This is a genomic window from Curtobacterium sp. BH-2-1-1 (assembly GCF_001806325.1).
GTDB lineage: Bacteria > Actinomycetota > Actinomycetes > Actinomycetales > Microbacteriaceae > Curtobacterium.
Map to the genome: position 1 here is coordinate 1,880,166 of NZ_CP017580.1, position 26,067 is coordinate 1,906,232.

At 72.6% G+C, this 26,067-nt stretch carries 27 protein-coding genes; 22 read left to right on the plus strand and 5 right to left on the minus strand.

The window, feature by feature from the left end:
• Nucleotides 1-2 precede the first annotated feature (2 nt).
• The 4 genes from kdpB (at nt 3) to BJK06_RS08970 (ending at nt 6,057) form a co-directional block, all read left to right on the plus strand.
• Nucleotides 3-2,117 carry a potassium-transporting ATPase subunit KdpB gene (kdpB, locus tag BJK06_RS08955; protein ID WP_156794819.1) on the plus strand — a complete coding sequence of 705 codons (2,115 nt, stop codon included), beginning with the start codon at nt 3-5 and terminating at the stop codon, nt 2,115-2,117.
• Nucleotides 2,114-2,722 carry a potassium-transporting ATPase subunit KdpC gene (gene kdpC / locus BJK06_RS08960; protein ID WP_070417613.1) on the plus strand — a complete coding sequence of 203 codons (609 nt, stop codon included), beginning with the start codon at nt 2,114-2,116 and terminating at the stop codon, nt 2,720-2,722. The genes kdpB and kdpC overlap by 4 nt, the downstream gene beginning before the upstream one ends.
• A 121-nt stretch (nt 2,723-2,843) precedes the next feature.
• Complete coding sequence (locus tag BJK06_RS08965; protein ID WP_070417614.1) at nt 2,844-5,336, plus strand: ATP-binding protein; 2,493 nt, start codon at nt 2,844-2,846, stop codon at nt 5,334-5,336.
• Between the two features lie 13 nt (nt 5,337-5,349).
• On the plus strand, nt 5,350-6,057 hold the full coding sequence (locus BJK06_RS08970) for a response regulator (protein WP_070417615.1): 708 nt from the start codon (nt 5,350-5,352) through the stop codon (nt 6,055-6,057).
• On the opposite strand, the gene BJK06_RS08975 is transcribed toward BJK06_RS08970, so the two are convergent.
• On the minus strand, nt 6,041-6,913 hold the full coding sequence (locus BJK06_RS08975) for a LuxR C-terminal-related transcriptional regulator (RefSeq protein ID WP_258027736.1): 873 nt from the start codon (nt 6,911-6,913) through the stop codon (nt 6,041-6,043). The two genes, BJK06_RS08970 and BJK06_RS08975, sit on opposite strands and share 17 nt — an antisense overlap.
• A 110-nt stretch (nt 6,914-7,023) precedes the next feature.
• On the opposite strand from BJK06_RS08975, the gene hxlB reads away from it, so the two are divergent.
• The 7 genes from hxlB to BJK06_RS09010 all read left to right on the plus strand — a co-directional run bounded on the left by hxlB (nt 7,024) and on the right by BJK06_RS09010 (nt 14,487).
• The gene (gene hxlB, locus BJK06_RS08980; RefSeq protein ID WP_070417616.1) at nt 7,024-7,584 is read left to right on the plus strand and encodes a 6-phospho-3-hexuloisomerase; all 561 of its coding nucleotides are present in this window, start codon (nt 7,024-7,026) and stop codon (nt 7,582-7,584) included.
• An 11-nt stretch (nt 7,585-7,595) separates the two neighbouring features.
• Nucleotides 7,596-8,234, plus strand: a complete 639-nt coding sequence (gene hxlA / locus BJK06_RS08985) for a 3-hexulose-6-phosphate synthase (protein WP_070417617.1) — start codon at nt 7,596-7,598, stop codon at nt 8,232-8,234.
• 67 nt (nt 8,235-8,301) lie between these two features.
• Complete coding sequence (locus tag BJK06_RS18825) at nt 8,302-9,390, plus strand: bifunctional GNAT family N-acetyltransferase/class I SAM-dependent methyltransferase (protein WP_083295156.1); 1,089 nt, start codon at nt 8,302-8,304, stop codon at nt 9,388-9,390.
• On the plus strand, nt 9,387-10,127 hold the full coding sequence (locus BJK06_RS08995; RefSeq protein WP_070417618.1) for an alpha/beta hydrolase: 741 nt from the start codon (nt 9,387-9,389) through the stop codon (nt 10,125-10,127). The genes BJK06_RS18825 and BJK06_RS08995 overlap by 4 nt, the downstream gene beginning before the upstream one ends.
• Nucleotides 10,128-10,257: 130 nt before the next feature.
• Nucleotides 10,258-11,025, plus strand: a complete 768-nt coding sequence (locus BJK06_RS09000; RefSeq protein ID WP_070417619.1) for an HAD family phosphatase — start codon at nt 10,258-10,260, stop codon at nt 11,023-11,025.
• A 78-nt stretch (nt 11,026-11,103) separates the two neighbouring features.
• Nucleotides 11,104-13,614 carry a glycoside hydrolase family 65 protein gene (locus tag BJK06_RS09005; protein ID WP_070417620.1) on the plus strand — a complete coding sequence of 837 codons (2,511 nt, stop codon included), beginning with the start codon at nt 11,104-11,106 and terminating at the stop codon, nt 13,612-13,614.
• A 105-nt stretch (nt 13,615-13,719) separates the two neighbouring features.
• Nucleotides 13,720-14,487: an SDR family NAD(P)-dependent oxidoreductase gene (locus BJK06_RS09010; RefSeq protein ID WP_070417621.1), complete on the plus strand. Its 768-nt coding sequence runs from the start codon at nt 13,720-13,722 to the stop codon at nt 14,485-14,487.
• Between the two features lie 30 nt (nt 14,488-14,517).
• Here BJK06_RS09010 and BJK06_RS09015 read toward each other — a convergent pair whose 3' ends face one another.
• Nucleotides 14,518-14,904: a VOC family protein gene (locus BJK06_RS09015; protein WP_070417622.1), complete on the minus strand. Its 387-nt coding sequence runs from the start codon at nt 14,902-14,904 to the stop codon at nt 14,518-14,520.
• Nucleotides 14,901-15,416, minus strand: a complete 516-nt coding sequence (locus BJK06_RS09020) for a DUF1697 domain-containing protein (protein ID WP_070417623.1) — start codon at nt 15,414-15,416, stop codon at nt 14,901-14,903. Before BJK06_RS09020 ends, BJK06_RS09015 begins: the two co-directional genes overlap by 4 nt.
• A 120-nt stretch (nt 15,417-15,536) precedes the next feature.
• Here BJK06_RS09020 and BJK06_RS09025 point away from each other — a divergent pair, with 120 nt between their 5' ends.
• The 3 genes from BJK06_RS09025 to BJK06_RS09035 are packed head-to-tail and all read left to right on the plus strand — an operon-like array spanning nt 15,537 to nt 16,822.
• Nucleotides 15,537-15,965, plus strand: coding sequence for a hypothetical protein (locus BJK06_RS09025; RefSeq protein WP_083295157.1), 429 nt, complete (start codon nt 15,537-15,539; stop codon nt 15,963-15,965).
• A gap of 3 nt (nt 15,966-15,968) precedes the next feature.
• Nucleotides 15,969-16,310: a hypothetical protein gene (locus BJK06_RS09030; protein ID WP_070417625.1), complete on the plus strand. Its 342-nt coding sequence runs from the start codon at nt 15,969-15,971 to the stop codon at nt 16,308-16,310.
• 44 nt (nt 16,311-16,354) lie between these two features.
• Nucleotides 16,355-16,822, plus strand: a complete 468-nt coding sequence (locus tag BJK06_RS09035) for a hypothetical protein (RefSeq protein WP_070417626.1) — start codon at nt 16,355-16,357, stop codon at nt 16,820-16,822.
• Between the two features lie 18 nt (nt 16,823-16,840).
• On the opposite strand, the gene BJK06_RS09040 is transcribed toward BJK06_RS09035, so the two are convergent.
• The gene (locus BJK06_RS09040; RefSeq protein WP_070417627.1) at nt 16,841-18,313 is read right to left on the minus strand and encodes an NCS2 family permease; all 1,473 of its coding nucleotides are present in this window, start codon (nt 18,311-18,313) and stop codon (nt 16,841-16,843) included.
• A 145-nt stretch (nt 18,314-18,458) separates the two neighbouring features.
• On the opposite strand from BJK06_RS09040, the gene folE reads away from it, so the two are divergent.
• From folE to BJK06_RS09065, 5 genes are all read left to right on the plus strand, one after another.
• Nucleotides 18,459-19,082: a GTP cyclohydrolase I gene (folE, locus tag BJK06_RS09045; protein ID WP_258027607.1), complete on the plus strand. Its 624-nt coding sequence runs from the start codon at nt 18,459-18,461 to the stop codon at nt 19,080-19,082.
• Nucleotides 19,079-20,017 (plus strand): dihydropteroate synthase, encoded by a 939-nt coding sequence (gene folP, locus BJK06_RS09050; RefSeq protein WP_070417628.1) that lies wholly within the window; start codon nt 19,079-19,081, stop codon nt 20,015-20,017. Before folE ends, folP begins: the two co-directional genes overlap by 4 nt.
• Complete coding sequence (locus BJK06_RS09055; protein ID WP_070417629.1) at nt 20,014-20,781, plus strand: pyrimidine reductase family protein; 768 nt, start codon at nt 20,014-20,016, stop codon at nt 20,779-20,781. The genes folP and BJK06_RS09055 overlap by 4 nt, the downstream gene beginning before the upstream one ends.
• A gap of 89 nt (nt 20,782-20,870) precedes the next feature.
• Nucleotides 20,871-21,524 (plus strand): HAD-IA family hydrolase, encoded by a 654-nt coding sequence (locus BJK06_RS09060; RefSeq protein ID WP_070417630.1) that lies wholly within the window; start codon nt 20,871-20,873, stop codon nt 21,522-21,524.
• A gap of 100 nt (nt 21,525-21,624) precedes the next feature.
• Nucleotides 21,625-22,167 (plus strand): type 1 glutamine amidotransferase domain-containing protein, encoded by a 543-nt coding sequence (locus tag BJK06_RS09065; protein WP_070417631.1) that lies wholly within the window; start codon nt 21,625-21,627, stop codon nt 22,165-22,167.
• A 161-nt stretch (nt 22,168-22,328) separates the two neighbouring features.
• Here BJK06_RS09065 and BJK06_RS09070 read toward each other — a convergent pair whose 3' ends face one another.
• Nucleotides 22,329-22,898, minus strand: coding sequence for an MOSC domain-containing protein (locus tag BJK06_RS09070; RefSeq protein ID WP_258027608.1), 570 nt, complete (start codon nt 22,896-22,898; stop codon nt 22,329-22,331).
• Nucleotides 22,899-23,008: 110 nt separating this feature from the next.
• Here BJK06_RS09070 and BJK06_RS09075 point away from each other — a divergent pair, with 110 nt between their 5' ends.
• From BJK06_RS09075 to BJK06_RS09085, 3 genes are all read left to right on the plus strand, one after another.
• Nucleotides 23,009-24,568, plus strand: coding sequence for an AlkA N-terminal domain-containing protein (locus tag BJK06_RS09075; protein WP_070419343.1), 1,560 nt, complete (start codon nt 23,009-23,011; stop codon nt 24,566-24,568).
• Nucleotides 24,565-25,077, plus strand: a complete 513-nt coding sequence (locus BJK06_RS09080) for a methylated-DNA--[protein]-cysteine S-methyltransferase (RefSeq protein ID WP_070417632.1) — start codon at nt 24,565-24,567, stop codon at nt 25,075-25,077. Before BJK06_RS09075 ends, BJK06_RS09080 begins: the two co-directional genes overlap by 4 nt.
• Nucleotides 25,078-25,236: 159 nt before the next feature.
• On the plus strand, nt 25,237-26,055 hold the full coding sequence (locus BJK06_RS09085) for an alpha/beta fold hydrolase (RefSeq protein ID WP_070417633.1): 819 nt from the start codon (nt 25,237-25,239) through the stop codon (nt 26,053-26,055).
• Nucleotides 26,056-26,067: the final 12 nt, after the last annotated feature.

Genomic DNA, 26,067 nt, shown 5'->3' on the forward strand with positions numbered 1-26,067 from the left:
CCATGACCACCGCGACCTCCGAGCACGAGGCGACCAGCGCCTCCAGGCCGGCCACACGCTCGTCCGCCTTCGGACCCCGTCAACTCGTGGCGGGCCTCCCGGGTGCCCTGCGCAAACTCGACCCGCGACTGATGTGGCGGAACCCCGTCATGTTCATCGTCGAGGTCGGCGCCGCGCTGACGACGGCAGCAGCCGTCGTCGAGCCGTCCGCGTTCACCATCGCCATCGCCGTGTGGCTCTGGCTCACCGTCGTCTTCGCGAACCTCGCGGAGTCGGTGGCCGAGGGCCGGGGCAAGGCACAGGCCGACACGCTGCGGAAGACCCGCTCGACCACGAGTGCCCGTCGGGTGCTCCGGTACGACCGGTCCGACGCGGCGGCGACCGGCAACGAGACCGAGGAGGTCGCGTCCGTTGACCTCGCCAAGGGCGACGTCGTGGTCGTCGTCGCGGGCGAGGTGATCCCGGGCGACGGCGACGTCGTGGACGGCATCGCGTCCGTCGACGAGTCGGCCGTGACCGGTGAGTCCGCCCCGGTCATCCGCGAGTCCGGCGGCGACCGGAGTGCCGTCACCGGCGGCACCCGGGTGCTCTCGGACCGCATCGTCGTGCGCATCACGTCGACCCCCGGTGAGACCTTCATCGACCGGATGATCCGGCTCGTCGAGGGTGCCGCCCGGCAGAAGACGCCGAACGAGATCGCGCTGAACATCCTGCTCGCCTCGCTGTCGATCGTGTTCGTGATCGTCTGCCTGACGATGCAGCCGATCGCCGGGCTCGTCGGGGCGACCGTGAGCGTGCCGGTGCTCATCGCCCTGCTCGTCTGCCTCATCCCGACGACGATCGGTGCCCTGCTCTCCGCGATCGGCATCGCTGGCATGGACCGACTCGTGCAGCACAACGTCCTGGCGATGTCCGGCCGTGCGGTCGAGGCCGCCGGGGACATCACGACCCTGCTGCTCGACAAGACCGGGACGATCACGTACGGCAACCGTCGGGCGTCGCGCGTGGTGCCGGTCCCCGGTGTCACGGAGCCGGCCCTGATGGAGGCGGCCGCCCTGTCGTCCGCCGCGGACGGGACCCCCGAGGGGCGGTCCATCGTCGACCTCGCCGCGGGAGCGGGCGTCGCCCCGGACCTCCCCGCCGGTGCCGTCGAGGTGCCCTTCACCGCACAGACGCGCATGTCTGGCGTGGACCTGCCCGACGGCAGCTCCGTGCGCAAGGGTGCCGCGTCGGCAGTGCTCGCCTGGGCTGCAACCGGCTCAACTAGTGTTCCCGAAGCGGTCGCGCAGGCCATCGACGCCACGGTGGTCGAGGTCTCGGACCAGGGCGGAACCCCGCTCGTCGTCGGACGCCGCGCACCCTCCGGTGCGGTCACGCTGCTCGGGGTCGTCCACCTCAAGGACGTCGTCAAGGACGGCATGGCGGCACGGTTCGCCGAGCTGCGCGAGATGGGGATCCGCACGGTGATGATCACCGGCGACAACCCGCGCACCGCGAAGGCGATCGCCGCCGAGGCCGGTGTGGACGACTTCCTCGCCGAGGCCACCCCCGAGGACAAGCTCGCCCTGATCCGCAAGGAACAGGAGGGCGGCAACCTCGTCGCGATGACCGGTGACGGCACGAACGACGCCCCGGCCCTGGCGCAGGCGGACGTCGGCGTGGCGATGAACACCGGGACGACCGCGGCGAAGGAGGCCGGCAACATGGTCGACCTCGACTCGGACCCGACGAAGCTCATCGACGTCGTCCGGATCGGCAAGCAGCTGCTCATCACCCGCGGGGCGCTCACGACGTTCTCGATCGCGAACGACATCGCCAAGTACTTCGCGATCATCCCCGCGATGTTCCAGATGGCGTTCCCCGGGCTCGCCGCGCTCAACGTCATGGGGCTGCACAGTCCCGCGTCCGCGATCCTCAGCGCAGTCATCTTCAACGCGCTCGTGATCGTGGCGCTCATCCCGCTGTCCCTCCGTGGCGTCGCCTACCGCGCTGCATCGGCATCGTCGATCCTCGGCCGGAACCTGCTCCTCTACGGGCTCGGCGGCGTGGTCGTCCCCTTCATCGGCATCAAGCTCATCGACCTCGTGGTCGGTCTCATCCCGGGGTTCTCCTCATGACGTCTGCATCTCGTTCCTCGTTCCGCTCACTCGGGGTGGCCGTCCGGCTCACCCTCCTCAGCACCGTGGTGCTCGGCATCGCCTACCCGCTCGCGGTGTGGGGCGTCGGCCAGGCCGCGTTCCACGACCAGGCGAACGGCTCGATGGTGACGTCGTCGGACGGCACCGTCGTCGGGTCGTCGCTCATCGGGCAGTCGTTCGACGGCCGCGGAGCCGACCGGTGGTTCCAGTCGCGGCCGAGCGCCGCGGGGGAGAAGGGCTACGACGCCGGGGCGTCGAGCGGGTCGAACCTCGGGCCCTCGAACCCCGACCTCCGCAAGGCGATCGAGGAGCGCAAGGCCGCCGTCGCGAAGGCCGACGGGGTCCCCGTCGCCGACGTGCCGGCGGACGCGGTGACGGCGTCGGGCTCCGGCCTCGACCCGGACATCAGCCCGGAGTACGCGCTGCAGCAGGTGTCCCGCGTGGCCGCTGCGCGGGGGATGTCGGAGTCGGCGGTGCGCACGCTCGTGGAGCAGCACACCGAGGCGCGGCAGCTCGGGTTCCTCGGGGAGCCCGTGGTGAACGTGCTCGAGCTGAACCTGGCGCTCGCGAAGGCGTCGGCGTGACCCGTGGCGCGGATCGCTCCCGCACAACCGAAGTCACACCGAACCGCGCGGAACCGCGGTTCGCACGGACTTTGGTTGTGCGGGCGCTCCCCGCACCCCTCGGACGCGAGAGGATGAGCACGTGAAGCGCGGGAAGCTGCGGGTCCTGCTCGGTGCGGCGCCCGGTGTCGGCAAGACGTTCACGATGCTCGAAGAGGGGCACCGACTGCGCGCCGAGGGCCGGGACGTGGTCGTCGCCGTCGTCGAGACCCACGGCCGTGCCGCCACGGCCACACTGGTCGACGGGCTCGAGGTCGTCCCCCGACGCATCGTGGAGCACCGCGGCGTCCAGCTCGACGACCTCGACCTCGAGGCCGTGCTGGCCCGCCGGCCCGACATCGCGCTCGTCGACGAGCTCGCCCACACCAACGCGCCCGGCAGCACGAACGAGAAGCGCTGGCAGGACGTCGAGGCGATGCGGGACGCCGGGATCGACGTCATCTCCACCGTGAACGTGCAGCACATGCAGTCCCTCGGCGACGTCGTCCGCGAGATCACCGGCACCGTCCAGCGCGAGACCGTCCCGGACGCCGTGGTGCGCGCGGCGGACCAGATCGAGGTGGTCGACCTCGCCCCGGCGGCGCTCCGCGAGCGGCTGTCCGACGGGCTCGTCTACCCGGCGACCCGGATCGACGCGGCGCTGTCGAACTACTTCCGGCTCGGCAACCTCACCGCCCTGCGCGAGATCGCCCTGCTCTGGCTCGCCGACGAGGTCGACGACGCACTCAAGGCCTACCGCGCCGAGCACGGCATCGACCACCGGTGGGAGACCCGGGAACGCGTCCTCGTCGCCCTGACCGGCGGTCCCGAGGGCGAGACCCTGCTGCGCCGGGGCGCCCGGATCGCCGCCCGCAGCGCCGGCGGCGAGCTCGCCGCCGTGCACGTCACGACGAACGACGGCCTCCGCGAGCGCCACCCGGGGGCGCTCGGGAAGCAGCGCACCCTGCTCGAACAGCTCGGCGGGACGTACCACCAGGTGGTCGGCGACGACGTGCCGACCACCCTGGTGCGGTTCGCGAAGTCGATCGACGCGACGCAGATCGTCATCGGGGTGAGCCGCCGCAGTCGGCTCGCCGCGGCGATCACGGGCCCGGGCATCGGCAACACCGTCATCCGCGAGTCCGGCGACATCGACGTCCACGTCGTCACCCACGAGCGGGCCGGCGGTGGCTTCGCCCTGCCGAGGCTCGGCGGCAGCCTGTCCCGCGGCCGGATCGTCGCCGCGTTCGTGCTCTCCCTCGTCGCCGGTCCACTGCTCACCTGGCTGCTGTCGTTCAGCACCGACCCCGACTCGATCACCGTGGACGTGCTCGCCTACCAGCTGCTCGTGCTCGTGGTGGCGCTCGTCGGCGGGATGTGGCCGGCCGTCTTCGCCGCCGTGCTGTCCGGGCTGAGCCTCGACTTCTTCTTCGTGCAACCCCTGCACCGGGTCACCGTGCAGCAGCCGTGGCACCTGGTCGCCCTCGTCATGTACGTCATCAGTGCCGTGCTCGTGAGCTTCGTCGTCGACCGCTCGGCCCGTCGCTCGCGAGCTGCCCGCCGCGCCGCCGCCGAGTCGGGCCTCCTGATGGGGATCGCCGGCAGCGTGCTCCGCGGCGACGACGCCCTGCAGGCGCTGCTCGACCGGACGCGCGAGGCCTTCGGCTTCGCCGGCGTCCGGATCCGGCAGGGCGACGAGGTGCCGGCCACGTCCGGGACGTTCGGCGAGGCGCCGGACGCCGCCACGTCCCTCCCGTCCGGCGCCGTCCTGGAGTTCGCGGGCGCCCCCGACGACCCGACCCAACGACGACTGCTGCGCGTCGTCGAGCAGCAGCTCGACGCCGCCGTGGAGCACCGCGACCTCACCCGCGCGGCCGTCGACGCCGAGCGCATCGCGGCGGTGGACCGGGTGCGGAGCGCGATCCTCGCGGCCGTCGGCCACGACGTGCGGCGGCCGATCGCGGCCGCCTCGGCGGCCGTGCAGACGCTGCGGGCGCCGGACATCGAGTTGTCGGCGGACGATCAGGAGGCGCTGCTCGCCACCGCCGACGAGAGCCTGCGTCAGCTCGCGGTGCTGTTGGCGGACCTGCTGGACGTCAGTCGCGTGCAGGCCGGGGTGCTCGCCGTGACGCCGGTGCCGCTCGCCCTCGAGACGGTGGTCGCCCCCGCGCTCGACGAGCTCGAGCTCGGTCCGGACGACGTCGACCTCGACCTGCCCGCCGACCTCCCGCCGGTGCTCGCCGACGCCGTGCTGCTGCAGCGCGTCGTCGTGAACCTGCTCGCCAACGCCGTGCGGTACGCCCCGGAGGACACACGGGTCCGCATCGCCGCGAGCGCGTTCGGCGGCGGCGTCGAGCTCCGGGTGGCCGACCACGGCCCCGGCATCCCGTCGGACCGCGTCGACGAGGTGTTCCAGCCGTTCCAGCGCCTCGGCGACACCGACAACGACACCGGACTCGGACTCGGACTGGCCCTCGCCCGCGGGTTCACCGAGGGCATGGGCGGCACGATCGAGGTCGACGACACCCCCGGCGGCGGACTCACCGTCGTGGTGCGGCTGCCGATCGCCGGACACCTGGGAGTGGAGATCCGATGAAGGGCCGTGCGCGATGAAGGTCTTGATCGCCGACGACGACGTGCAGCTCGTCCGGGCGCTCGCCGTGACGCTGGCCGCCCGCGGGTACGACGTCGTCACCGCCCGGGACGGCCGGGCCGCGATCGACGCGGTCATCACCGAGCGGCCCGACCTCGTGCTGCTCGACCTCGGGATGCCCCGGCTCGACGGCATCGGGGTGCTCGAGGGCATCCGGGCCTGGTCGCAGGTCCCGGTGCTCGTGCTCTCCGGTCGGACCGACTCGTCGGACAAGGTCGACGCGCTCGACGCCGGCGCGGACGACTACGTCACGAAGCCCTTCCAGATGGACGAGCTGCTCGCCCGACTCCGGGCGCTCGGCCGACGGCAGGTCGCGGCAGCTTCGGCCGCGGGTGCGACGCCCTCGGTGTCGATCGGGGACCTCGTCGTCGACCTCGTCGCGAAGCAGGTCACGCCGCCGTCCGGTCCGGCAATCCGACTGACCCCGACCGAGTGGCGGTTGCTCGAGGTCCTCGTGACGAACCCCGACCGGCTCATGACGCGCGAGATGCTCCTCACCGACGTGTGGGGACCGTCGCACGGCAACGACTCCGGGTACCTGCGGTTGTACATGGCGCAGCTGCGGCGGAAGCTCGAGCCGGACCCGGGACACCCGCGCTACCTGGTGACCGAGTCGGGCATGGGCTACCGCTTCAGCCCCGCCGGGATCACGCCCGGGAGCTGACCGCGGCGAGCTCCGCCCGGGTCCGCGCGCCGAGCTTCCGGAGCAGGTTCGCCACGTGGTACTTGACCGTGTTCGGGCTGATCCCGAGCCCATCGGCGATCTCCCGGTTGCCGATCCCGGTGGCGACGAGCCGCAGCACGTCCTGCTCCCGCGGCGTGAGGTCGGACGCCTCCGCCGACACCGGCGTCCCCGCCGGCGGGTCGAGCGGGATCGCGATGTCGAGCACGGACCCCCAGCCCGCAGTGGACGCCACGTGCAGTTCGCCGTCGAGGGTCGCGACCCGCTCGGCGATCGGCCGGACGGTGTCGTCGTGCACGTCGAGCGTGCCGGCTCCGTCGTCGCGGAGCTGCATGAGCAGGTTCCGGCCATCGCAGTCCCACTGGATACGGACGCGCCGCGCAGCTCCCTCGTCCACGAGGGCGAGCACCGCCGTCCGCACGATCGCCCGGGCGCTGTGGGCGACGTCGCCGGGGAGTGCTCGACCGGTCGCCGGCGGTTCCACGAACTGCACGTCGAGGTCCCCGAACCGGACGAGCGGACGGAGGTCGGCCCGGAGCCGCGAGAACGCCCCCGTGACCGGTTCGAGCAGGGCTCCGCGCTGCCGGTCCGTCACGGTCCGGAGGTCGACGAGTGCTGCCGACGCGATCTCGACGGCCTCGGCACGGGCGGCCGCGTCGCCCACGCGCGGCGACCGGAGCACGGCGAGCACCGACTCCAGGGTGAGTGCGTGCCGGTCCGCCTGCTCCGCGACGGTGCGCGCGTGGTCGGCGGCGGCGAGGCGTCCTGCGGGGTCGCGCCGCGCCTCCTGGACGGCCGACGGAGCCGCCGCCCCGTCGTCGCGCACGTTGTCGGTCACGTGACCAACCGTACGACTCCCACCCGAGCGGGTGGGGCCACCCGATCGGATGGGGACCCCGCCGTGTCGGGTAGCGGCGGCGGACCCGCGTCCCGACCACGATCGTTGGCATGCCCGCTGACACCGTGACCGACGCCCTCGCCCTGATCGTCCGCGAGTCCGCCGACCTCGCCGAGACGGTCCGGGGTGACACCGATGCCGCGCTCGAGCTGCTCAGCGGTGCCGAGCGCGTGTTCGTCCACGGGGCCGGCCGTTCCGGCCTCGCGCTGCGGATGACGGCCATGCGGCTCATGCACCTCGGACTCGACGTGCACGTCGTCGGCGAGGTGACGACCCCGGCCATCCGGACGGGGGACGTCCTGCTCGTCGCGAGCGGCTCCGGCACGACCACCGGCATCGTCCAGGCGGCGCGCACCGCGGTCGACGTCGGCGCTGACGTGCTCGCCGTGTCGACGACCGACGACTCGCCGCTCGGCGCGCTCGCCGCCGTCACCCTCGTCGTCCCCGCCGCGACGAAGACGGACCGGTCGGGCAGCGCCTCCGAGCAGTACGCGGGCAGCCGCTTCGAGCAGGCCGTGGTCCTGCTCGGCGACGCACTCTTCCACGCCCTGTGGACCCGGAGCGGACGCTCCGCCGACGACCTGTGGCCCAGCCACGCCAACCTCGAGTGAAAGGCACACCCATGCAGATCCAGTTCGCCATCGACACCCTCACCACCGAGGCCGCGCTCGACCTCGCCGCGAAGGCAGCCCCGAGCGTCGACGTCCTCGAGCTCGGCACGCCGCTCATCAAGAGCGCCGGGCTCTCCGTCATCACCGCGATGAAGGAGGCCCACCCGGACAAGACCGTGTTCGCCGACCTCAAGACCATGGACGCCGGCGAGCTCGAGGCGGACATCGCGTTCGCCGCGGGCGCCGACCTGGTCACCGTGCTCGGCGTCGCCGGGGACTCCACCATCGCGGGCGCGGTCGCCGCTGCCGAGAAGCACGGCAAGGGCGTCGTCGTCGACCTCATCGGCGTCGCGGACAAGCCCGCCCGGGCCCGTGAGGTCGTCGCCCTCGGCGCGCAGTTCGTCGAGGTGCACGCGGGACTCGACGAGCAGGCCGAGGAGGGCTTCACCTTCTCCACCCTGCTCGAGGCCGGCGAGGCCTCCGGCGTCCCCTTCTCGATCGCGGGCGGCGTGAACGCGTCGTCGATCGCGGCCGTGCAGGCGTCCGGAGCGATCATCGCCGTCGCCGGGAGCGCCATCTACAGCGCGGACGACGTCGCAGCAGCGGCGGCGGAGCTGCGTGCGGCCGTCACGGAGGCCGCGGCGGTCTGATCCGGTCCAGGAGGCGCGGGTCGGCCCGGCAGGGTCGGCTCGCACCCGCGGGCGGTAGCGTCGGGGCGTGACGATCGCGCTGCGCCGGGTGACGGCGGACGACTGGGAGACCTGGCGTCCGGTCCGGCTCGCGGCGCTCGCGGACGCTCCCGAAGCCTTCGGGTCCACGCTCGCCGACTGGGCCGACGCGCCCGAGCACCGGTGGCGGACACGGCTCTCGATCCCCGGAGCGCTCGACCTGCTCGCCCACGCCGAGGACGACTCCGTCGTCGGCATGGCCAGCGGCGTCCCGGGCGAGGACCCGGGCACCGCCGAACTCATCTCGATGTGGGTCGACCCCGTCGCCCGCGGCCGAGGGGTCGCGGCCGCGCTCATCCGTGCGGTCGCGACCTGGGCCGCGAGCGCCGGGGCCGACACCCTCGAGCTGTCGGTCATGCCGGACAACGCCACTGCCCGTCGCACGTACGAGCGCTGTGGCTTCACCGCGGCCGACGAGCCCGGTGACCCGCTGCCCGACGGTCGGCACGAGGTCGTGATGCGTCGTGACCTCGCCGCCGAGCGCACGCTGGACGCCTACGAGCGTGCTGCCGACCGCTACGCCGAGCGCACCGACGACCACCGTGCCGGGCTCGTCGACGACCTGCTCGCACTCGTCCCGGTCGGGGCGCGGGTGCTCGAGCTCGGGTCGGGCCCGGGGCGTGACGCCCTCGCGCTCGAGGCGGCCGGACTCGTCGTCGACCGGACCGACGGAGCGCGGTCGTTCGTGGACGCGCTGCGGTCCGCGGGGCACGAGGCGCGCCTCGTCGACGTGCGCTCGGACGCGTTCGGCGGCCCGTACGACGCCGTGTTCGCGAACGCCGTGCTGCTGCACGTCGGTCGGACGGAGCTCGAGGGCGTCCTCGTGCGGCTCCGCGACGCCGTGCACCCCGGCGGTGTGCTGGCCGCCACCGTGAAGCTCGGCGGCGGCGACGCGTGGAGCACGCGGAAGCTCGACCTCGCGCGACACTTCACCTACTGGACGCCAGGACCCCTGGCCGAGGTCGTCACCCGTTCCGGCTGGACCGACGTCGACGTCCGTGAGACCACGCGCCCGGGTGCCGACGAGCGCTGGCTCACCGTCACCGCCCGACGCCCGCAGGAAGCAGGGAGACCATGAACCGAGCACTCCGCTGGACCGCGTGGGTCGTCGCCGTGATCGTGCTGATCGCGGTGGTGTTCCTCGTCTGGGCGAACATCGTCATGCAGGGCACCCGGAGCGCGGCGCTGCAGGTCTGGCGGGACGACCGTGTGGCCGTCCGGGACGCCGGGGACGCCGTGGTGATGACCCCGACCGGCACCGCGAACGGCGCGGGCATCGTGTTCATCCCGGGCGCGAAGGTCGATCCGTACGCGTACATGGCGACGTTCCGGCAGGTGGTCGCCAGCGGGACGACCGTCGTCATCACGAAGCCGACGCTGCACCTCGCCTTCTTCGACACCCGCCCGCTGTCGACGTTCGAGTCCCACGCCCCCGACGTCCGGTCCTGGGCGGTCGGCGGGCACTCGCTCGGTGGCGTGCGCGCGTGCCAGCTCGCGCCGGACGCCGACGGGCTGCTCCTGCTCGGCAGCTACTGCGCGAACGACATCAGCAAGTCGTACATCAGCGTGCTCAGCGTCTCGGGGTCGCGTGACGGGCTCTCCACCCCCGAGAAGGTCGACGCCGCGCGGCACCTGCTGCCGTCGAACGCGATGACGGTCGAGGTGCAGGGCGCGAACCACGCCGACTTCGGTGCGTACGGTGCGCAGCCCGGGGACGACACCGCGACGATCTCGCGGACCGACGCCCGGCAGCAGATCGGTTCAGCGATCGAGGAGTGGGTGCGGACGCTGCCGTCGGGCGCTGCGCTGCGCTGAACCTCCTGCACAGCGAACGAGTGTGTGAACTCTTTCCACAGGGGCCCGGCGCGCCTGAACGCCGGTCCTGGAGCGGTCCTAGACTCGTCCGGAAGCAACGTCGACGACCCCGTCCCCCGGAGGGCAGCACATGACGACGCCGGACCGGCGCACACCCGCGCGACTCGCTGACCAGCGAGCGCTCCTGTTCGACCTGGACGGTGTCCTCACCCCCACCGCCGACGTCCACATGCGTGCGTGGAGCCGGCTGTTCACGCCCTACCTCGCCCAGCACGGCGTCGCTCCGTACACGGAACAGGACTACTTCGCGTACGTCGACGGCAAGCCCCGGTACGACGGGGTGCGTTCCCTGCTCGAGTCCCGCGGCATCGACCTGCCGCAGGGCACCCCGGACGACCCGCCGGACGCCGACACGGTGTGCGGGCTCGGCAACCGGAAGAACGCCGAGTTCACGGCCGAGTTGACCGAGCACGGGGTGGATCCCTACCCCGGTTCGCTCCGGTTCCTCGTCGCCGCCATCGACGCCGGGTTGTCCGTCGCCGTCGTGTCGAGCTCCGCCAACGCCGTGCAGGTGCTCCGCACGGCCGGCATCCTCGAGCGCTTCCCCGTGGTGGTCGACGGCCTCGTCGCCCGCGAAGACGGTCTGGCCGGCAAGCCCGCGCCCGACACCTACCTCGACGCCGCGAGCCGGTTCGGCCTGACCGCTGCCGAGTGCGTCGTTGTCGAGGACGCCACGAGCGGGGTCGAGGCGGGACGGAACGGTGCCTTCGGGCTCGTCATCGGCGTCGATCGCGGAGCCGGGGCCGACGCGCTCCGGGCGCACGGTGCCGACGTCGTGGTCGGCGACCTCGACGAACTCGTCGACGAGCTGCCGGAACCGGCCACGAGCACGACGTAGGCGAAGCGGCCGGGGCGATCCACGCCTCCAGGCCCTCCCGACCCTCCCCACGAACACCCTCCTCCCCCACGGAGCACCATGAACCCCATCACCTCCGACCCGCTGGACCGCGTCCGCTACCCGATCGACGAGTGGGCCCTCGTCGAGACCGAGTACGCGCCCGACGAGCAGGGCGTCGCCGAGACGAACTTCGCCGTCGGCAACGGGTACCTGGGCCTGCGCGGCAACCTCGACGAGGGTCGTGGCGGCGTGCAGTACGGCACGTACATCAACGGTTTCCACGAGACCTGGCCGATCCGCCACGCCGAGGACGCCTTCGGCTTCGCGAAGACCGGGCAGACGATCATCAACGCGCCCGACGCCAAGGTGATCCGCCTGTACGTCGACGACGAACCGCTCGTCCTGGCCGAGGCGGACATCCTCCGGCACACCCGGCGGCTCGACTTCCGGGGCGGGTACCTGTTCCGCGAGACCGAGTGGTCGACGCCGTCGGGCAAGCGCGTGCTCATCCGGTCGCGGCGGCTGGTGTCGTTCACCGACCGACACCTGGCGGTCATCGACTACGAGGTGACCGTGCTCGACGCGGACGCCTCGATCCTGCTGTCGAGCCAGATCCTCAACCGGCAGGACGTGCAGGACGAGTACCACGCGGGGATGCGTGCGGCGGCGAACGCGTTCGACCCGCGCAAGGCCGAGGCGTTCACCGAGCGGGTGCTCGAGCCGAAGCTCAAGCGCAGCACCGGCGGCCGTTCGCTGCTCGGGTACCAGGCGGCGAGCTCGGGCATGACGATCTGCGTCGGCGTCGAGCACCACCTCGAGACCGAGAACAGCTGGGACGAGTCCTCGTCGATCGAGGACGACCTGGCGAAGCACGTCTACCGCGTGCAGGCGCGCGCCGGGCAGCCGATCCGCCTGACGAAGCACGTGGTCTACCACACGTCCCGCGGGGTCCCGGCGCGCGAACTCGCCGACCGCTGCGAGCGGACCCTCGATCGCTCGCGTGCCGAGTCCGTCGACGCGGCCTTCGCGCGGCAGGCCGAGTGGATGGACGACTTCTGGGCGCGGAGCGACGTCGAGATCGTCGGGCAGCCCGCGCTCCAGCAGGCCGTCCGGTGGAACCTGTTCATGCTCGCGCAGGCCACGGCCCGGACCGACGGGCACGGCATCGCGGCGAAGGGCGTCACGGGCTCCGGGTACGGCGGCCACTACTTCTGGGACATGGAGATCTACGTCCTGCCGTTCCTGTCGTACACGGCGCCGATCGTCGCCCGGAACGCCCTGCGGTTCCGCTACAACATGCTCGACGCGGCTCGGTCCCGCGCCCGCGAGCTGAACCAGCACGGCGCGCTGTTCCCCTGGCGGACGATCAACGGCGAGGAGTCCAGCGCCTACTACGCCGCCGGCACCGCGCAGTACCACATCGACGCGGACATCGCGCATGCGCTCATGCAGTACGTCCGCGCCTCGGACGACCGCGAGTTCCTCAAGCGCGGTGCGATCGACATCCTCGTCGAGACCGCCCGCCTGTGGGAGGACCTCGGGTTCTGGCGGTCGAACGGCGACAAGAAGTTCCACATCGACGGCGTCACCGGTCCCGACGAGTACACGACGGTCGTCGACGACAACCTCTACACGAACGTGATGGCTCGGGCGAACCTGTGGTTCGCCGTGAACGCCTGCCGCGAGCTCGCAGCCGACGACCCGGAAGAGTACGAGCGCATGGTGCGGCGGACCGGGCTGCAGGCGCAAGAGGTGACCGACTGGGAGCACGCGGCCGAGTCGATGGAGATCCCGTTCGACCCGCACCGTGGCATCCACCCGCAGGACGCCCAGTTCCTCGACAAGGAACTCTGGGACCTCGACAACACCCCCGAGAGCAAGCGCCCGCTGCTGCTCCACTACCACCCGCTGGTGATCTACCGGTTCCAGGTCCTCAAGCAGGCCGACGTCGTGCTCGCGCTGTTCCTCCAGGGGCACGAGTTCACCGCTGCCGAGAAGCGTCGCGACTTCGACTACTACGACGCCCTCACGACGGGCGACTCCACGCTGTCGGCGGTCGTGCAGTCGATCATGGCGGCCGAGGTCGGCTACCACGACCTCGCGTTGCAGTACTTCCAGACGGCGCTGTACGTCGACCTCGCCGACCTGCACGGCAACACGACCGACGGGGTGCACATCGCCTCGACGGGCGGCATCTGGGGCGCGGTCGTGAACGGGTTCGGCGGCATGCGGGACCACGGCGGCCGGATGACCTTCAACCCGCGGCTGCCGAAGGACTGGGAGCGGATCACCTACCGCCTGACGGTGCGCGGATCGCGTGTGCGCGTCGACCTCGAGCAGGACGCCATGACCTTCACGGTCGAGACGGGCTCCGGGTTCACCGCGTGGGTGCACAACCAGCAGTGGGACGTCACCGCCGGCGAGCCGACCGTCGTGCCGCTGCCGCACCAGGGCCCACGGATGTCCGGGCGCGCGCCGACGACGGCCGACATCCAGGGCACCCTCCGTGCCGACGGATCGGTCGTCACGGCGTCGATCCCGACGATCTCGCTCGACCGCGACCTGGAGCCGGACGACACGACCGCCTGACACCCTCCGAACGCGCCCAGGCGGGTGCGGGCACCATGGCTCGCCGTGCCCCGCTGGGCCGATGGCGTCTCCCCGGGCACGGATCGTGCAACGAGAGGAGACACCATGGGCAACCGGTTCGAGGGCAGGGTGGCGATCGTCACGGGTGCCGGGTCCGGCATCGGCGAGGCGACCGCGCGGGCGTTCGTCGACGAGGGCGCGTCCGTCGTCCTGACCGACAGCGTCGACGAGAAGGTGCGAGCGGTCGGCGACAGCCTGCCGAGCGACCGGGTCGTGGCGCTCCACGCGGACGTCGCGAGCCCGGCCGACTGGCAGCGGGTCGTCGACACGGCCATCGAGCGGTTCGACCGCATCGACGTGCTCGTGAACAACGCCGGCACCTTCAGCTCCGGCGACATCACGGACATCACGCCGGACGAGTGGCACCGCGTGATCGAGACCGACCTCTCCAGCGTGTTCTACGGCACCCGGGCGGCGCTGCCGTTCCTCCGTGCCACGAAGGGGTCGATCGTGAACACCTCGTCGGTATCCGGCGAGGACGCGGACTGGCGGATGAGCCCCTACAACGCGGCGAAGGGCGGGGTCTCGAACTTCACCAAGGCCGCCGCGCTCGACAACGGGCAGTTCGGCGTCCGCGTGAACGCCGTGGCGCCGGGGCTCGTGTGGACGGACCTCACGCAGGACCAGGCGGAGGACGAAGAGCTGCAGGAGAAGTTCGAGGAGCGGATCGCCCTCGGCCGCGCGGGTCGTGCGCACGAGGTCGCGGCGGCCGTGCTGTTCCTGGCGAGTGACGCGGCGTCGTTCATCACCGGGGCGATCCTGCCGGTCGACGGTGGCACCACCGCGAGCAACGGGCAGCCGCCCCAGTCCTGAGCGTGGCTGTCCGCGGCCGGTCGTCGCCGCTCAGTCGGCGACGAGTTCGACCTTGAACCGTTCGGCGTCCTCGAGGAACGCCGCGTGGTGGTCCGGCCCGCCGGCGTGCGGATGGCGGTCCTCGTAGAGGCGTCGCCATCCGTGCGCGGGCGCGGCCGCCCAGATCCGGGCCACGTCGTCGGTGCCACCGGCGTGGAACGCGAGGTGGCTCAGGCCCGGGCGTCGTCGATCGTGCTCGCCCGGCAGCGGAGCGGTCTCGAGCACGACGTACAGGTCGCCGAGCCGCCAGCTCCGCCCGTCGGGCCAGCGCTGGAAGGGCTCGTGGCCGAGCTCGGTCAGGAGCCAGTCCCACGCGGGACCGGACGCGTCGAGGTCGGCGGTGCGCAGTTCGACGTGGTGCAGACCACCCCGGCTCACAGGAGCTTCCGGAGCGTGTTCGCGTTGCGGGTCGTCGTCGTCCGCTTGAAGCGTGCGGCACCGGCCCGCTTGGCGAACACCGTGTCTGTGCTCGACCCCTTCGGGCACGACCAGTAGACGACTCCTGCGCCCCGGGCGACGCGCTCGACGGACTCGTCGACCTCGAGGTCGGCCAGCAGGTCGTCGAGGGCGTCCTCGTCGGAGCCGAACACGACGTAGTCGTGGTGGTCCTCGGCGGCGGGGAACGGGAAGCCGTCCACGACGGCGGCGAGGTCGTCGTGGGGGACGAGCACGATCCAGGCGTCGTATCCGAAGCGGTCTCGGAGCGACCGCTCGATGTCGGTCTTCAGGGCGGCGGCCGTGCCGTCCGAGCCGAACACCACGTTCCCGGAGGCGAGGACGGTCCGGACGTCCTGGTAGCCGCGTTCCCGGAACAGCGCCGCGAGTTCGGCGCTCCTGATCGTGATCCCGTTGACGTTCACCCCGCGCAGCAGCGCGACCCACCTGGTCATGCCCGAACCGTACCGCCCCCGGCCGACCCCTGGCCACTTGTGTTCAGAACGCGTTCTGAATAGCCTTGATCCGTGACGATCCTCGCCCCTGCTCCCGTACCGTCTCGGCCTCGTCGCGCGGTGCAGTCCTCCGACCTCTCGCGCCATGCGAAGGAGGTGTTCGCCGCGGCCGAGCAGGAACCGCTCGAGGTGACCCGTCGCGACGGCAAGCCGCTCGTGCTGACGACGAAGGAGCGCTCGGACGACGACGAGGCCGTGCTCGACATCGCCGCGCAGCTCATCGCCGCGGTGACGATCAACGAGCAGTTGCCGCTGCACGACCGTCTGGCGATCCCCTACCCGTGGCTGAAGCTCCTGAGCCGCGCCGATCAGCAGCGGTTCGCGAAGGAGATCGTCGAGGTCGCACGGGGTTCGTTCTCGCTGCGGCAGCCGCGCCGGCTCCTGCTCGAGATGCAGGCATGGCGGAACTCCGCCGAAGCCATCGCCGCCGGCTGGGACACCTCCGAGGTCGAGGTGACCGACAGCCCCGTCGTCGTCGAGAAGCCCTGACGGGTGGCCCGTCGTTCCGGCGTGGTGCGGCCGGTCCGCACCACCGAGTACACGATCGTCTTCGGGAACCGAGCAGCGGAGCAGGGATGGCGGGACGTCGTCGCCACGCAGCGGAACGCCGTGGCGGCAGCATGGGAACGCCTGACGACCGACCCGCTGACCGAGGACCTCGCGTGTCACGCGCTCCGTGGTGAGCTCGGGTCCGTGACGCACTCCGGGCGGGTGTGGGTCCGCCGGCAGTACGAGCTGCGTCGCGGTGCTCGGCTGTGGTTCACGGTCGACGAAGCGCAGATGGTCGTCCATCTCCTCGCGGTGCACACGCACCACCCGAACGCCACGAAGTGAGGCACCTCGGAGCGGTGGGAGCAGCGGTCCGGTAGACGGGACCCATGACGAACGACGCACCGCACGACGACGCACAGGGCCCCGACGAGCAGCACCGCGTGCCCGAGGGGGTCTCGGACGCCACGGTCGAGGCGCTCGGCACCCTGTCGGCAGCGGTCGAGGTGATCGAGCACGCCCGCGGACTGCTCTACGGGTTCCACCGACTGACCGGGATGGCGGACCTGAACCTCGGCGAGGCCGTCGAGCAGCTCCGGGACGCCGGCCACACCGAGCTGGCGGACCGCATCGACTCGGAGCTCGTCGGACGCAACGTCATCGCCGGCCGGTGGACGTTCCAGGTCGTCGAGGACTACGACGACGGGTACTACGCCCTCGCGAAGGAGCTCGAACGGACCGCGCGGGACGAGCTCGTGCAGGGACGCAAGCACCTGTTCGAGGCGGGCATGAAGGAGGACCGGCGCTCCCGGGGCCGACGCCACCACGAGGCGACGCCGGCCGACCTGGCGGACTGAGGCCGCGCCTCCCGCGCCTCAGCCGACGCCGAGCAGCACCTCGAGCGGCCCCCGCGCGAAGTACAGCAGGAAGCCCGCCGCCACGACGTACAGCAGCCACGACACCTGACGGCCGCGACCGGACAGCAGCTTGATGAGCACCCAGCTGATGAACCCTGCACCGATGCCGTTCGCGATCGAGTAGGTCAGCGGCATGATCACGATCGTCAGGAACGCCGGCAGCGCCGCCCCGAAGTCGGTCCAGTCGATGTCCTTCACCTGCGCCACCATGAGCGCACCGACGACCACGAGCCCGGCGGCTGCTACCTCGAGCGGGACGACCTGCGTGAGCGGCGTGAGGAACATCGACGCCAGGAACAGCAGACCGGTGACGACGGAGGCCATGCCGGTCCGGGCGCCCTCGCCGATGCCGGCGGCGGAGTCGATGAACACGGTGTTCGACGACACCGAGGCGCCACCACCCGCGATCGCGCCGGCACCCTCGACGACGAGCGCCGACTTCAGGCGCGGGAAGGTGCCGTCGGGGTTCGCGACGCCGGCGGCCTTCGCGAGGCCGGTCATCGTGCCCATGGCGTCGAAGAAGTTCGTGAAGACGAGGGTGAAGACGAGCATCGACGCGGCGATGGGGCCGATGCGGGTGAAGGCGCCGAAGACGTCCGCGTGGCCGACGAGCGACAGGTCGGGCACCGCGAACAGCGCGGAGGGCAGCCCCGGCGCGTTGAGGTTCCAGCCGGTGGGCGAGTCGACCGAGATCGGTACCTTGAAGATCGCCTGCAGGATGATCGCGATGACCGTGGTCGCCACGATGCCGATGAGCAGGGCGCCCCGGACCTTGCGGGCCATCAGCGTGCCGATGATGACGAGGCCGATCAGGAAGACGATGGTCGGCAGCGCTGCGATGGAGCCGTCCTCGCCGAGCTGCAGCGGCGGGGAGGCGTTCTTCGTGGTGCGGACGAACCCGGAGTCGACCAGGCCGATGAACGCGATGAACAGACCGATGCCGACGGTGATGGCCGCCTTGAGCTGCGCCGGCACGGCCGTGAAGATCATCGTCCGGATGCCCGTCAACGCCAGGATCACGATCACGACGCCGTTGATGACGACGAGGCCCATCGCCTCGGCCCAGGTGACCTGGTGCACGACGCTGACGGCGAGGAACGAGTTGATCCCGAGCCCCGCGGCGATGCCGAACGGCAGGTTCGCGATGAGGCCCATCGCGATCGTCATGAGCCCGGCGACGAGTCCGGTGGCCGCGGCGACCTGGGCGTTCTGCAGCCAGCCGCCGAGGACGTCCTGCGGCGCCTGGTCCTGGCTGAACCCGCCGAGGATGAGCGGGTTGAGGATGACGATGTAGGCCATCGTCACGAAGGAGACGAGGCCGCCCCGGATCTCGCGGGGGATCGTCGATCCGCGGTGCGTGATGGAGAAGAAGCGGTCGAGGCCGGTCGCGAAGCGGTTCCGGGGCGTGGTGTCGGTCTGCGGGGCGCTCACCGAACAAGCTTAAAGGGCGCTGGGTTTCCGGCACGTCACAGCTTCCTTCCAGGGGATTTCCTGGAGGCGCGGCTCGCCTCGACGGGGTACGTCACGCCCGGTGGCCGGTCGCGTTCTGCGGCCAGGGCTGGTGTTGGATGGACGAGTGAACCAACGTCTGGACCGTGCGCGCATCGAGTCCGCCGTGCGGGAGCTCCTGCTCGCGATCGGCGAGGATCCCGACCGCGCGGAACTCGCCCGCACGCCCGCTCGTGTGGCCGAGTCGTACGCCGAGTTCTTCTCCGGCATCGGGACGGACGCGGTGGCGATCGCCCGCGACGGCACGGTCCACGCCGAACCGGGCGACCGCGGGCAGCTCGTCATCGTGCGCGACGTGAAGTTCCGGTCCGTGTGCGAGCACCACCTGCTCCCGTTCCTCGGTGTGGCGCACCTCGCGTACGCGCCGGGGGACCGGCTCATCGGCCTCGGCACGCTGTCGCGCGTGCTCGACGCGGTGGCCTCCCGTCCGCAGCTGCAGGAGCGGCTCGGCGAGCAGGTCGCAGCGACCATCGCCGAGGGGCTCGGGGCCGCCGGCGTCCTCGTGGTCCTCGACGCGCAGCACCAGTGCGTGACGACCCGTGGGGAGCGGCAGACCGGGTCGACGACCGTGACCGTGGCAGCGACCGGCACCCTGGCCGAGGCCGCCGGTCGGGCCGAGGCGATCGCCCTGATCGGTGCCGGTGCCGGTGCCGGCGCGGACGTCGGAGCCGGCCGCGGGGCGGACGCGTGACGACCGAGCGAGGCGGGGCGCGCCAGGGCCCTGCTGCCACCGCACCCGGGTGGGTCGTCCCCGACCTGCGCGAGCCCGTGCGCACCATCGGCCGCCGGACCTTCGACTTCGACCACCGCATCGCCGTCATGGCGATCGTGAACCGCACGCCCGACTCGTTCCACGACCGCGGCGCGACGTTCGCACTCGACCGTGCCGTCGAGGCCGCCGTGCACGCGGCCGAGCAGGGAGCGGACTGGGTCGACATCGGCGGCGTGAAGTTCGCGCCGGGGCCGGAGCTGCCCGCCGCCGACGAGATCGACCGCGTCGTGCCCGTCGTCCGGCAGCTCGCGCAGGAGTCCGACGTGACGATCAGCGTCGACACCTTCCGGCCCGAGGTCGCCGCAGCGGCCATCGAGGCCGGTGCGAGCGTCGTCAACGACACGACCGGGCTGTCCGACCCCCGGATGGCGGCCGTCGTGGCGGACTCCGACGCGACGATCGTGATCACGCACTCGCTGGCGGAGCCCCGTCGTCCGCTGCCGGCCCCGCCGCAGTACGGCGACGTGACGACCGAGGTCGTCGGGTTCCTGCGCGAGCGGGTCGACCGGGCCCTCGCGGCTGGCATCCCGGAGTCGCGGATCATCGTCGACCCGGGGCACGACCTCAACAAGAACACGGTGCACACGCTCGAGCTCACCCGACGCCTGCCCGAGGTGGTCGCGCTCGGCTACCCGGTGCTCGCGGCGGTCTCGAACAAGGACTTCGTGGGGGAGTCGCTCGGGCGTCCCCGCGGTGAGCGACTGGCGGGGTCGTTGGCGGTCGCGACCGTGAGCGCGATGCTCGGCGCGCGGATCGTCCGGATGCACGACGTCGCCGAGAGCGTGGACGCGATGCGCATGGTCGAGGCGACGCTCGGCTGGCGGGCACCGGTGGAAGCGCGGCACAACACGTGAGCGTCCTCCCGCCGTCGATCGCCGACCTGTCCGACGACGAGCTGCTCGAGCTGTACACGGCGGGGGCGGTCGCACCCTGGCTGCGCGTGAACTTCGTGACGACGCTCGACGGCTCGGCGACGGCCGCGGGCGACGGGGTCTCGGGTTCGCTCGGCGGGCCGGACGACCTGCGCGTGTTCGACCTGCTGCGCCGGGTGGCCGACGCGGTGCTGGTGGCCGCGGGGACCGTCCGTGACGAGGGCTACGGGCCGATGGTGCTGCACGACGCCGACGTGGCCTGGCGGCGGGCACACGGGCTGTCAGACCACCCGGTGTTCGCGATCGTCTCGGGCTCGCTGTCCCTCGACCCGGCGTCCCGGGTGTTCACCGAGGCGCCGGTGCGTCCGATCGTCCTCACCTCGACGACCGCAGCGTCGTCGCCCCGGGCCGCGGCGCTCGCGGCGGTCGCGGACGTCGTACCGTGCAGCTCCGACGACGACCCGGACACGGTCGACCCCGTCACCCTGCGGGACGCCCTGGTGTCGCGCGGCTTCGGCACGGTGCACTGCGAGGGCGGACCGACGTTCTTCGGGGCGCTCGTGGCGGCGGACCTCGTGGACGAACTCACGCTGACGGTCGACCCGTCGCTCGAGGGTGGCGCCGGCCCACGCATCACCCACGGCGGTTCGCTCGACCTCCGGCGCTTCCGGCCGGCCCACGTGCTCCTCGGGCGTGACGGTGTGCTGCTCACCCGGTACCTGCGGGCACCCGACCCCGGGGAGTGACCGGCACCGCGCGCCGGACCCCGGCGAGTGACCGGCACCGGGTGCCGGACCCCGGCGAGCGACCGGGGTGGCACGCTAGGGTCGGGCGCGTGATCGACATCGTGGCGTCCGGGGTGCTCTTCGACATGGACGGGACGCTCGTCGACTCGACCGCCGTGGTCGAGGCGACCTGGACCCGGTTCGGCGTCGAGCACGGCATCGACCCCGCAGAGATCCTCGCCTTCTCGCACGGCCGCCAGGCGATCAGCACGATCCAGCGCTTCCTGCCCGACCTCGACCACGACGAGCAGCTGCGGATCGCCGCCGGGCTCGTCGCCGAGGAGCGCGAGAGCATCGAGGGCATCTCGGAGGTCCCGGGCGCCGGGGCGTTCGTGTCCCGCCTGGTCGACGCCGGGGTGCCGGTCGCGATCGTCACGAGTGCGCCCCGCGACCTCGCGGTGGAGCGGATGCAGGCCGCCGGGGTGCACGTGCCCGAGGCGCTCGTCGCCTCCGAGGACGTCGAGCACGGCAAGCCGCACCCGGACGGGTACCTGCGCGGTGCGGCGCTGCTCGGTGTCGACGCCGCCGACTGCGTGGCCTTCGAGGACGCACCCGCCGGGCTCGAGGCCGCCATCGCCTCTGGGGCGACCACGGTCGTCGTGGGGACGCTCGAGGCCGACGTCACCGCGGGGTTGTACCGGGTGGGCGGCTACGACGGCATCTCCGTGGAGCGCGAGGGAACGGCCTTCCGCATCCGCGGCTGACCCGACCGCCGCCCACGGCTGTCCACCTGCGGACGCTTCCAGCGCTCCCCGACGACGCTGGTCGTGCGGCCGGAACGACCGGGCCGCGGAAGGAACGACCATGGCAGCACTCGACGGCAAGAAGATCCTCGTCATCGCGACGAACTACGGCGTGGAGCAGGACGAGATCGTCGTCCCGATCGACCAGCTCCGCGAGCGCGGCGCGACCGTGACGGTGGCGGCGCAGGAGACCGGGGCGATCGCGACCCTCGTCGGCGACAAGGACCCGGGCCAGCACGTCGACCCGGACACCACCATCGCCGGTGTCAACGCCGGCTCGTTCGACGCGCTCGTCGTCCCCGGGGGCACGATCAACGCCGACACCCTCCGCACCGACCAGCAGGCGGTCTCCCTCGTGCAGGCGTTCGCGGAGGCCGGCAAGCCCGTCGCCGCGATCTGCCACGGGCCGTGGACCCTCATCGAGGCCGGTGTCGTGTCGGGGAAGACGATCACGTCGTTCCCGTCGCTGCAGACCGACGTGCGGAACGCCGGGGCCGAGTGGGTCGACCAGGAGGTCCAGGTCGACGGCGGGCTCATCACCTCGCGGAACCCGGACGACCTGCCGGCGTTCGTCGACGCCATCGAGTCCGCACTGACCGCCTGACCGGCACTGCGCCCACTCGCGATCGAGTCCGCACTGACGGCGTAGGAGGCTGGGCCGAGTCTCGGCTCGGCGGACTCGGCGTGGGCTGCGGCAGCGCGAAAGAGTCCGCGGGCCCGAGTCTCGGCACGCTGGCGCGGCGAGCGCGCCGCGCGCGCCGCGCGTCAGGGGAGCGCGACGGGGCGGGCCGTGCGGAGCACCGCGGGACCGAGGGCGAGGACGCCGTCGGACTCCGGGTCACACCGCACCCCGCCCCGCCCGCGCATCGCCCGGAACGCCCCCGGGGCCACCTCGTGGTCCATCCAGGCGCACGGGTTCGCCGGCCGGTACCCGCGGAAGCGGACCACCCCCTGCCCGGAGTCGAGGGAGAACGGCTCGCCCCGGAGCGCCTCGACGTCCACCCCGCGGAGGAACACGTTCCGCCGGGTCGCGACCGGGTCCACGGCCGCACCGAGTTCGGCGGCGACGGCGTCGAGCCCCTCGAGACCGATCACGGTCACCGAGGCGTGCACGTGCGCCCGCGACGCGAAGTACCGGTCGCCGACGATCCCGAGCCCCGCGCGCAGCTCGACGCGCTCGCGCAGGTCGTCCGGCTCGTCGTCCAGGGCGGGCAGCGCCCCGTCCGCCGGTCGCCCCTCGTACCGGTGCCGCCGGGACACCAGCAGCAGCGCGATCTCGACGTCGGTCCGGAAGGGCAGGTCGCCGGAGCCGGCCACGTCGTCCACGTCGGTCACGCATCCCACGCTAGCCGCGCCTCCAGGCCGCCGTCCCCGCGCCGACGGACGTCCGCTGCCCTGTCTGATTTCCGCCAGTCGATGTCGGTGAGCCGTGTCAGGCTGTGGGCATGTCCACCGCACCAGACGCACTGCACGCCGAGCGCTACCGTGTCGTCGCCTCCCGCGATGCCCGGTTCGACGGGCAGTTCGTCACCGCCGTGCACTCCACCGGTATCTACTGCCGCCCGTCGTGCCCGGCCCGGACGCCCCGGGAGTCCGGCGTCACCTTCTACCGCACCAGTGCCGCCGCGCACCTCGCCGGCTTCCGCGCCTGCAAGCGCTGCCTGCCCGAGGCCACACCGGGCAGCCCCGAGTGGGACCTCCGCGAGGACGTCGCCGGACGCGCCATGCGCCTCGTCCTGGACGGCGTCGTCGAACGCGACGGCGTGCCCGGCCTCGCCGCCCGCGTCGGGTACTCCGAGCGGCAGCTCAACCGCATCATGACCGCCGAGCTCGGTGCCGGGCCCAAGGCGCTCAGCCGGGCGCACCGTGCACAGACCGCGCGGACGCTGCTCACCTCGTCCGACCTGCCCGTCGCGGACGTCGCGTTCGCCGCCGGGTTCGCGAGCGTCCGCCAGTTCAACGAGACCGTGCGCGAGGTCTTCGCGGTCACGCCGACCGAGCTCCGCGCACGCCGCACGCTCGAACCGGTCGCGGACGGGGCGCTGCACGTGCACCTGCCGGCGCGCGCGCCGTTCGACGCGCAGGGGCTCCTCGACTGGCACGCGCTGCACGCACTGGCGGGCATGGAGCAGGTGGAGGTCGACGACACCGGGCGGGTCACGTCGTACGGACGGGTGCTCGACCTGCCAGGAGGCGCGGCCTGGTTCAGCGCCTCGGCTTCCGTCCCCGGGGCGGCCGGGCGGGGGACCGGGATCGACCTGCGCGTGCGGGTCACGGACCTCTCCGACCTCCCGACGCTCGTGGCGCGGGTGCGCTCGTACTTCGACCTCGACGCCGATCCGGAAGCCGTCGACGCCGTGCTCGGCGCGGTGCCCGAGCTGGCCGACGCCGTCGCCCGGGTCCCCGGCATCCGGCTGCCCGGCGCCGTGGACCCGCACGAGATCGTCGTCCGGACCCTCATCGGCCAGCAGGTGTCCGTCGCGGCGGCCCGGACGGCGCAGACGCGGTTGGTCGCGGCGCTCGGTGCGCCCGTACCGTCCGCGATCGCGCCGGACGGCCTGCTGTTCCCGTCCGCCGCCGTCATCGCGGCCCGCGGGCACGAGGTGCTCCGTGGCCCGGCTGCCCGCGTCGACACGATCCTCCGGGTGGCCGCCGCGCTCGCCGACGGGTCGCTCGTGGTCGACGGCGGGCAGTCGCTCGACGAGCTGCGCGCCGGACTCCTCGCGGTGAAGGGCATCGGGCCCTGGACCGCCGACTACGTGGCGCTCCGGGTCCGCCACCATCCGGACGTCTTCCTCCACAGCGACCTCGCCGTGCGCAACGGTGCACAGGAACTCGGGCTGCCCGGTTCGGCGCGCGAGCTCTCCCTATGGTCGGAGCAGGTGGCGCCGTGGCGGAGCTACCTCACGATGCACTGCTGGCGACCGATCATCGACCGCGCGACGGCGACGACCGGTGCGACCCACATGACCGCGGCTCCGGCCGCCCGGAAGGACGAACGATGACCGATGCGACGATCCAGACGCTGGACACCCCCGACGGCCCCTTCACCGTGCTCGAGGACACCGAGGGCCGTGTCCTCGCCTCGGGCTGGACGGACGACGCGGAGCGCATCCTCGCGCGCCTCGCCGACCGGCACCGGCCGGAACGCGTGGTCGACGGGCGGGTGGCCTCGGCGGACGCCGTCGACGCGTTCTACGCGGGCGAGGTCGAGCACGCGATGCAGGTGCCGGTGCGTCAGTTCGGCACCGAGCTCTTCGCCGAGGGGTGGCGGCAGCTCCGGTTGATCCCCGCCGGTGGGACGTTGACCTACACCGGGTTCGCCGCCGCGATGGGGCGACCCGACGCCGTCCGGGCCGCGGCGAGCGTGTGTGCGCGGAACGCCCCGGCGCTGTTCGTGCCGTGCCACCGCGTGCTGCGGACCGACGGCACGCTCGGCGGCTTCGCGTGGGGGCTCGACGTGAAGCGGTCCCTGCTCGAGCGGGAGTCGGTGGGCACGACGGCCCTGGTCTGAGTCGAGAGCGGCCGGACCGGTGTTCTCCCCCTGGTTGCGGGTGTCGACGCGGGGGCACGGGGCTGTCATGCTCGACACAACCGACCCGCCAAGGACCAGACCCGAAGGACCCCACGCGCGCCAGCGGCGCACCGCGGTCGACCCACCTTCGAGGACCCCATGGACCAGCACGTCGACCGCACGGTCGTCTCCGCGGACGGCACGGTGCTCGCCGTGTCCGACGCCGGGACGGGCCCCGCGCTCGTCGTCGTCGGCGGGGCGTTCGACCACCACGGCACCCCGTTCGTCACCGGCCTGACCGCGGCCCTGCAGGACCGCTACCGGGTCATCACCTACGACCGACGCGGCCGCGGCGCGAGCGGCGACACCGACCAGTGGGCGATCGAGCGCGAGGTCGAGGACCTCGCGGCCGTCGTCGCCGACGTCGAGGGCCCCGTCACGGCGGTGGGCCTCTGCGTGGGCGCGGGCGTGGTGCTGCACGGCCTCGCGGGCGGGGTCCGACTCGACGCCGCCGTGCTCTGGGAACCGCCCTACCGCGCCACCGTCGACCCGCACGCCGACGACGTCGTCTTCGCGGACGTCCTCGACGAGCACGTCGCGGTCGGGCGTCGCGCCCAGGCCGTCCGGGCGTTCCTCGCGCACGTCCTCGGCGTCCCCATGGGCCAGATCACCGCACTCCGGCTGAAGGGTGCGCTGTGGCGGTCCCTCGTGGTCGACGCGCACGTGCTGAGCCGTGACGTCCGGGTCCTCAACGGTCTCGCGATCCCCGAGCGGGTGGCTGCAGCCGTGGGCGTGCCCGTCCTCGTCGCGGCCGGTGGTGACGGCCTCGAGTGGATGCGGCAGGCGGCCCGGGCGGTCGTCGAGGCCGTCCCGGGATCGGAGTACGCCGAGGTGCCGGGGCAGGGACACGTGCCCGCGCCCGTGGCCCTCGGCCAGCTGCTCGACCGCTTCACCGCGCGGACGGCCGCACGGCGCTGACCACCGGGGCTG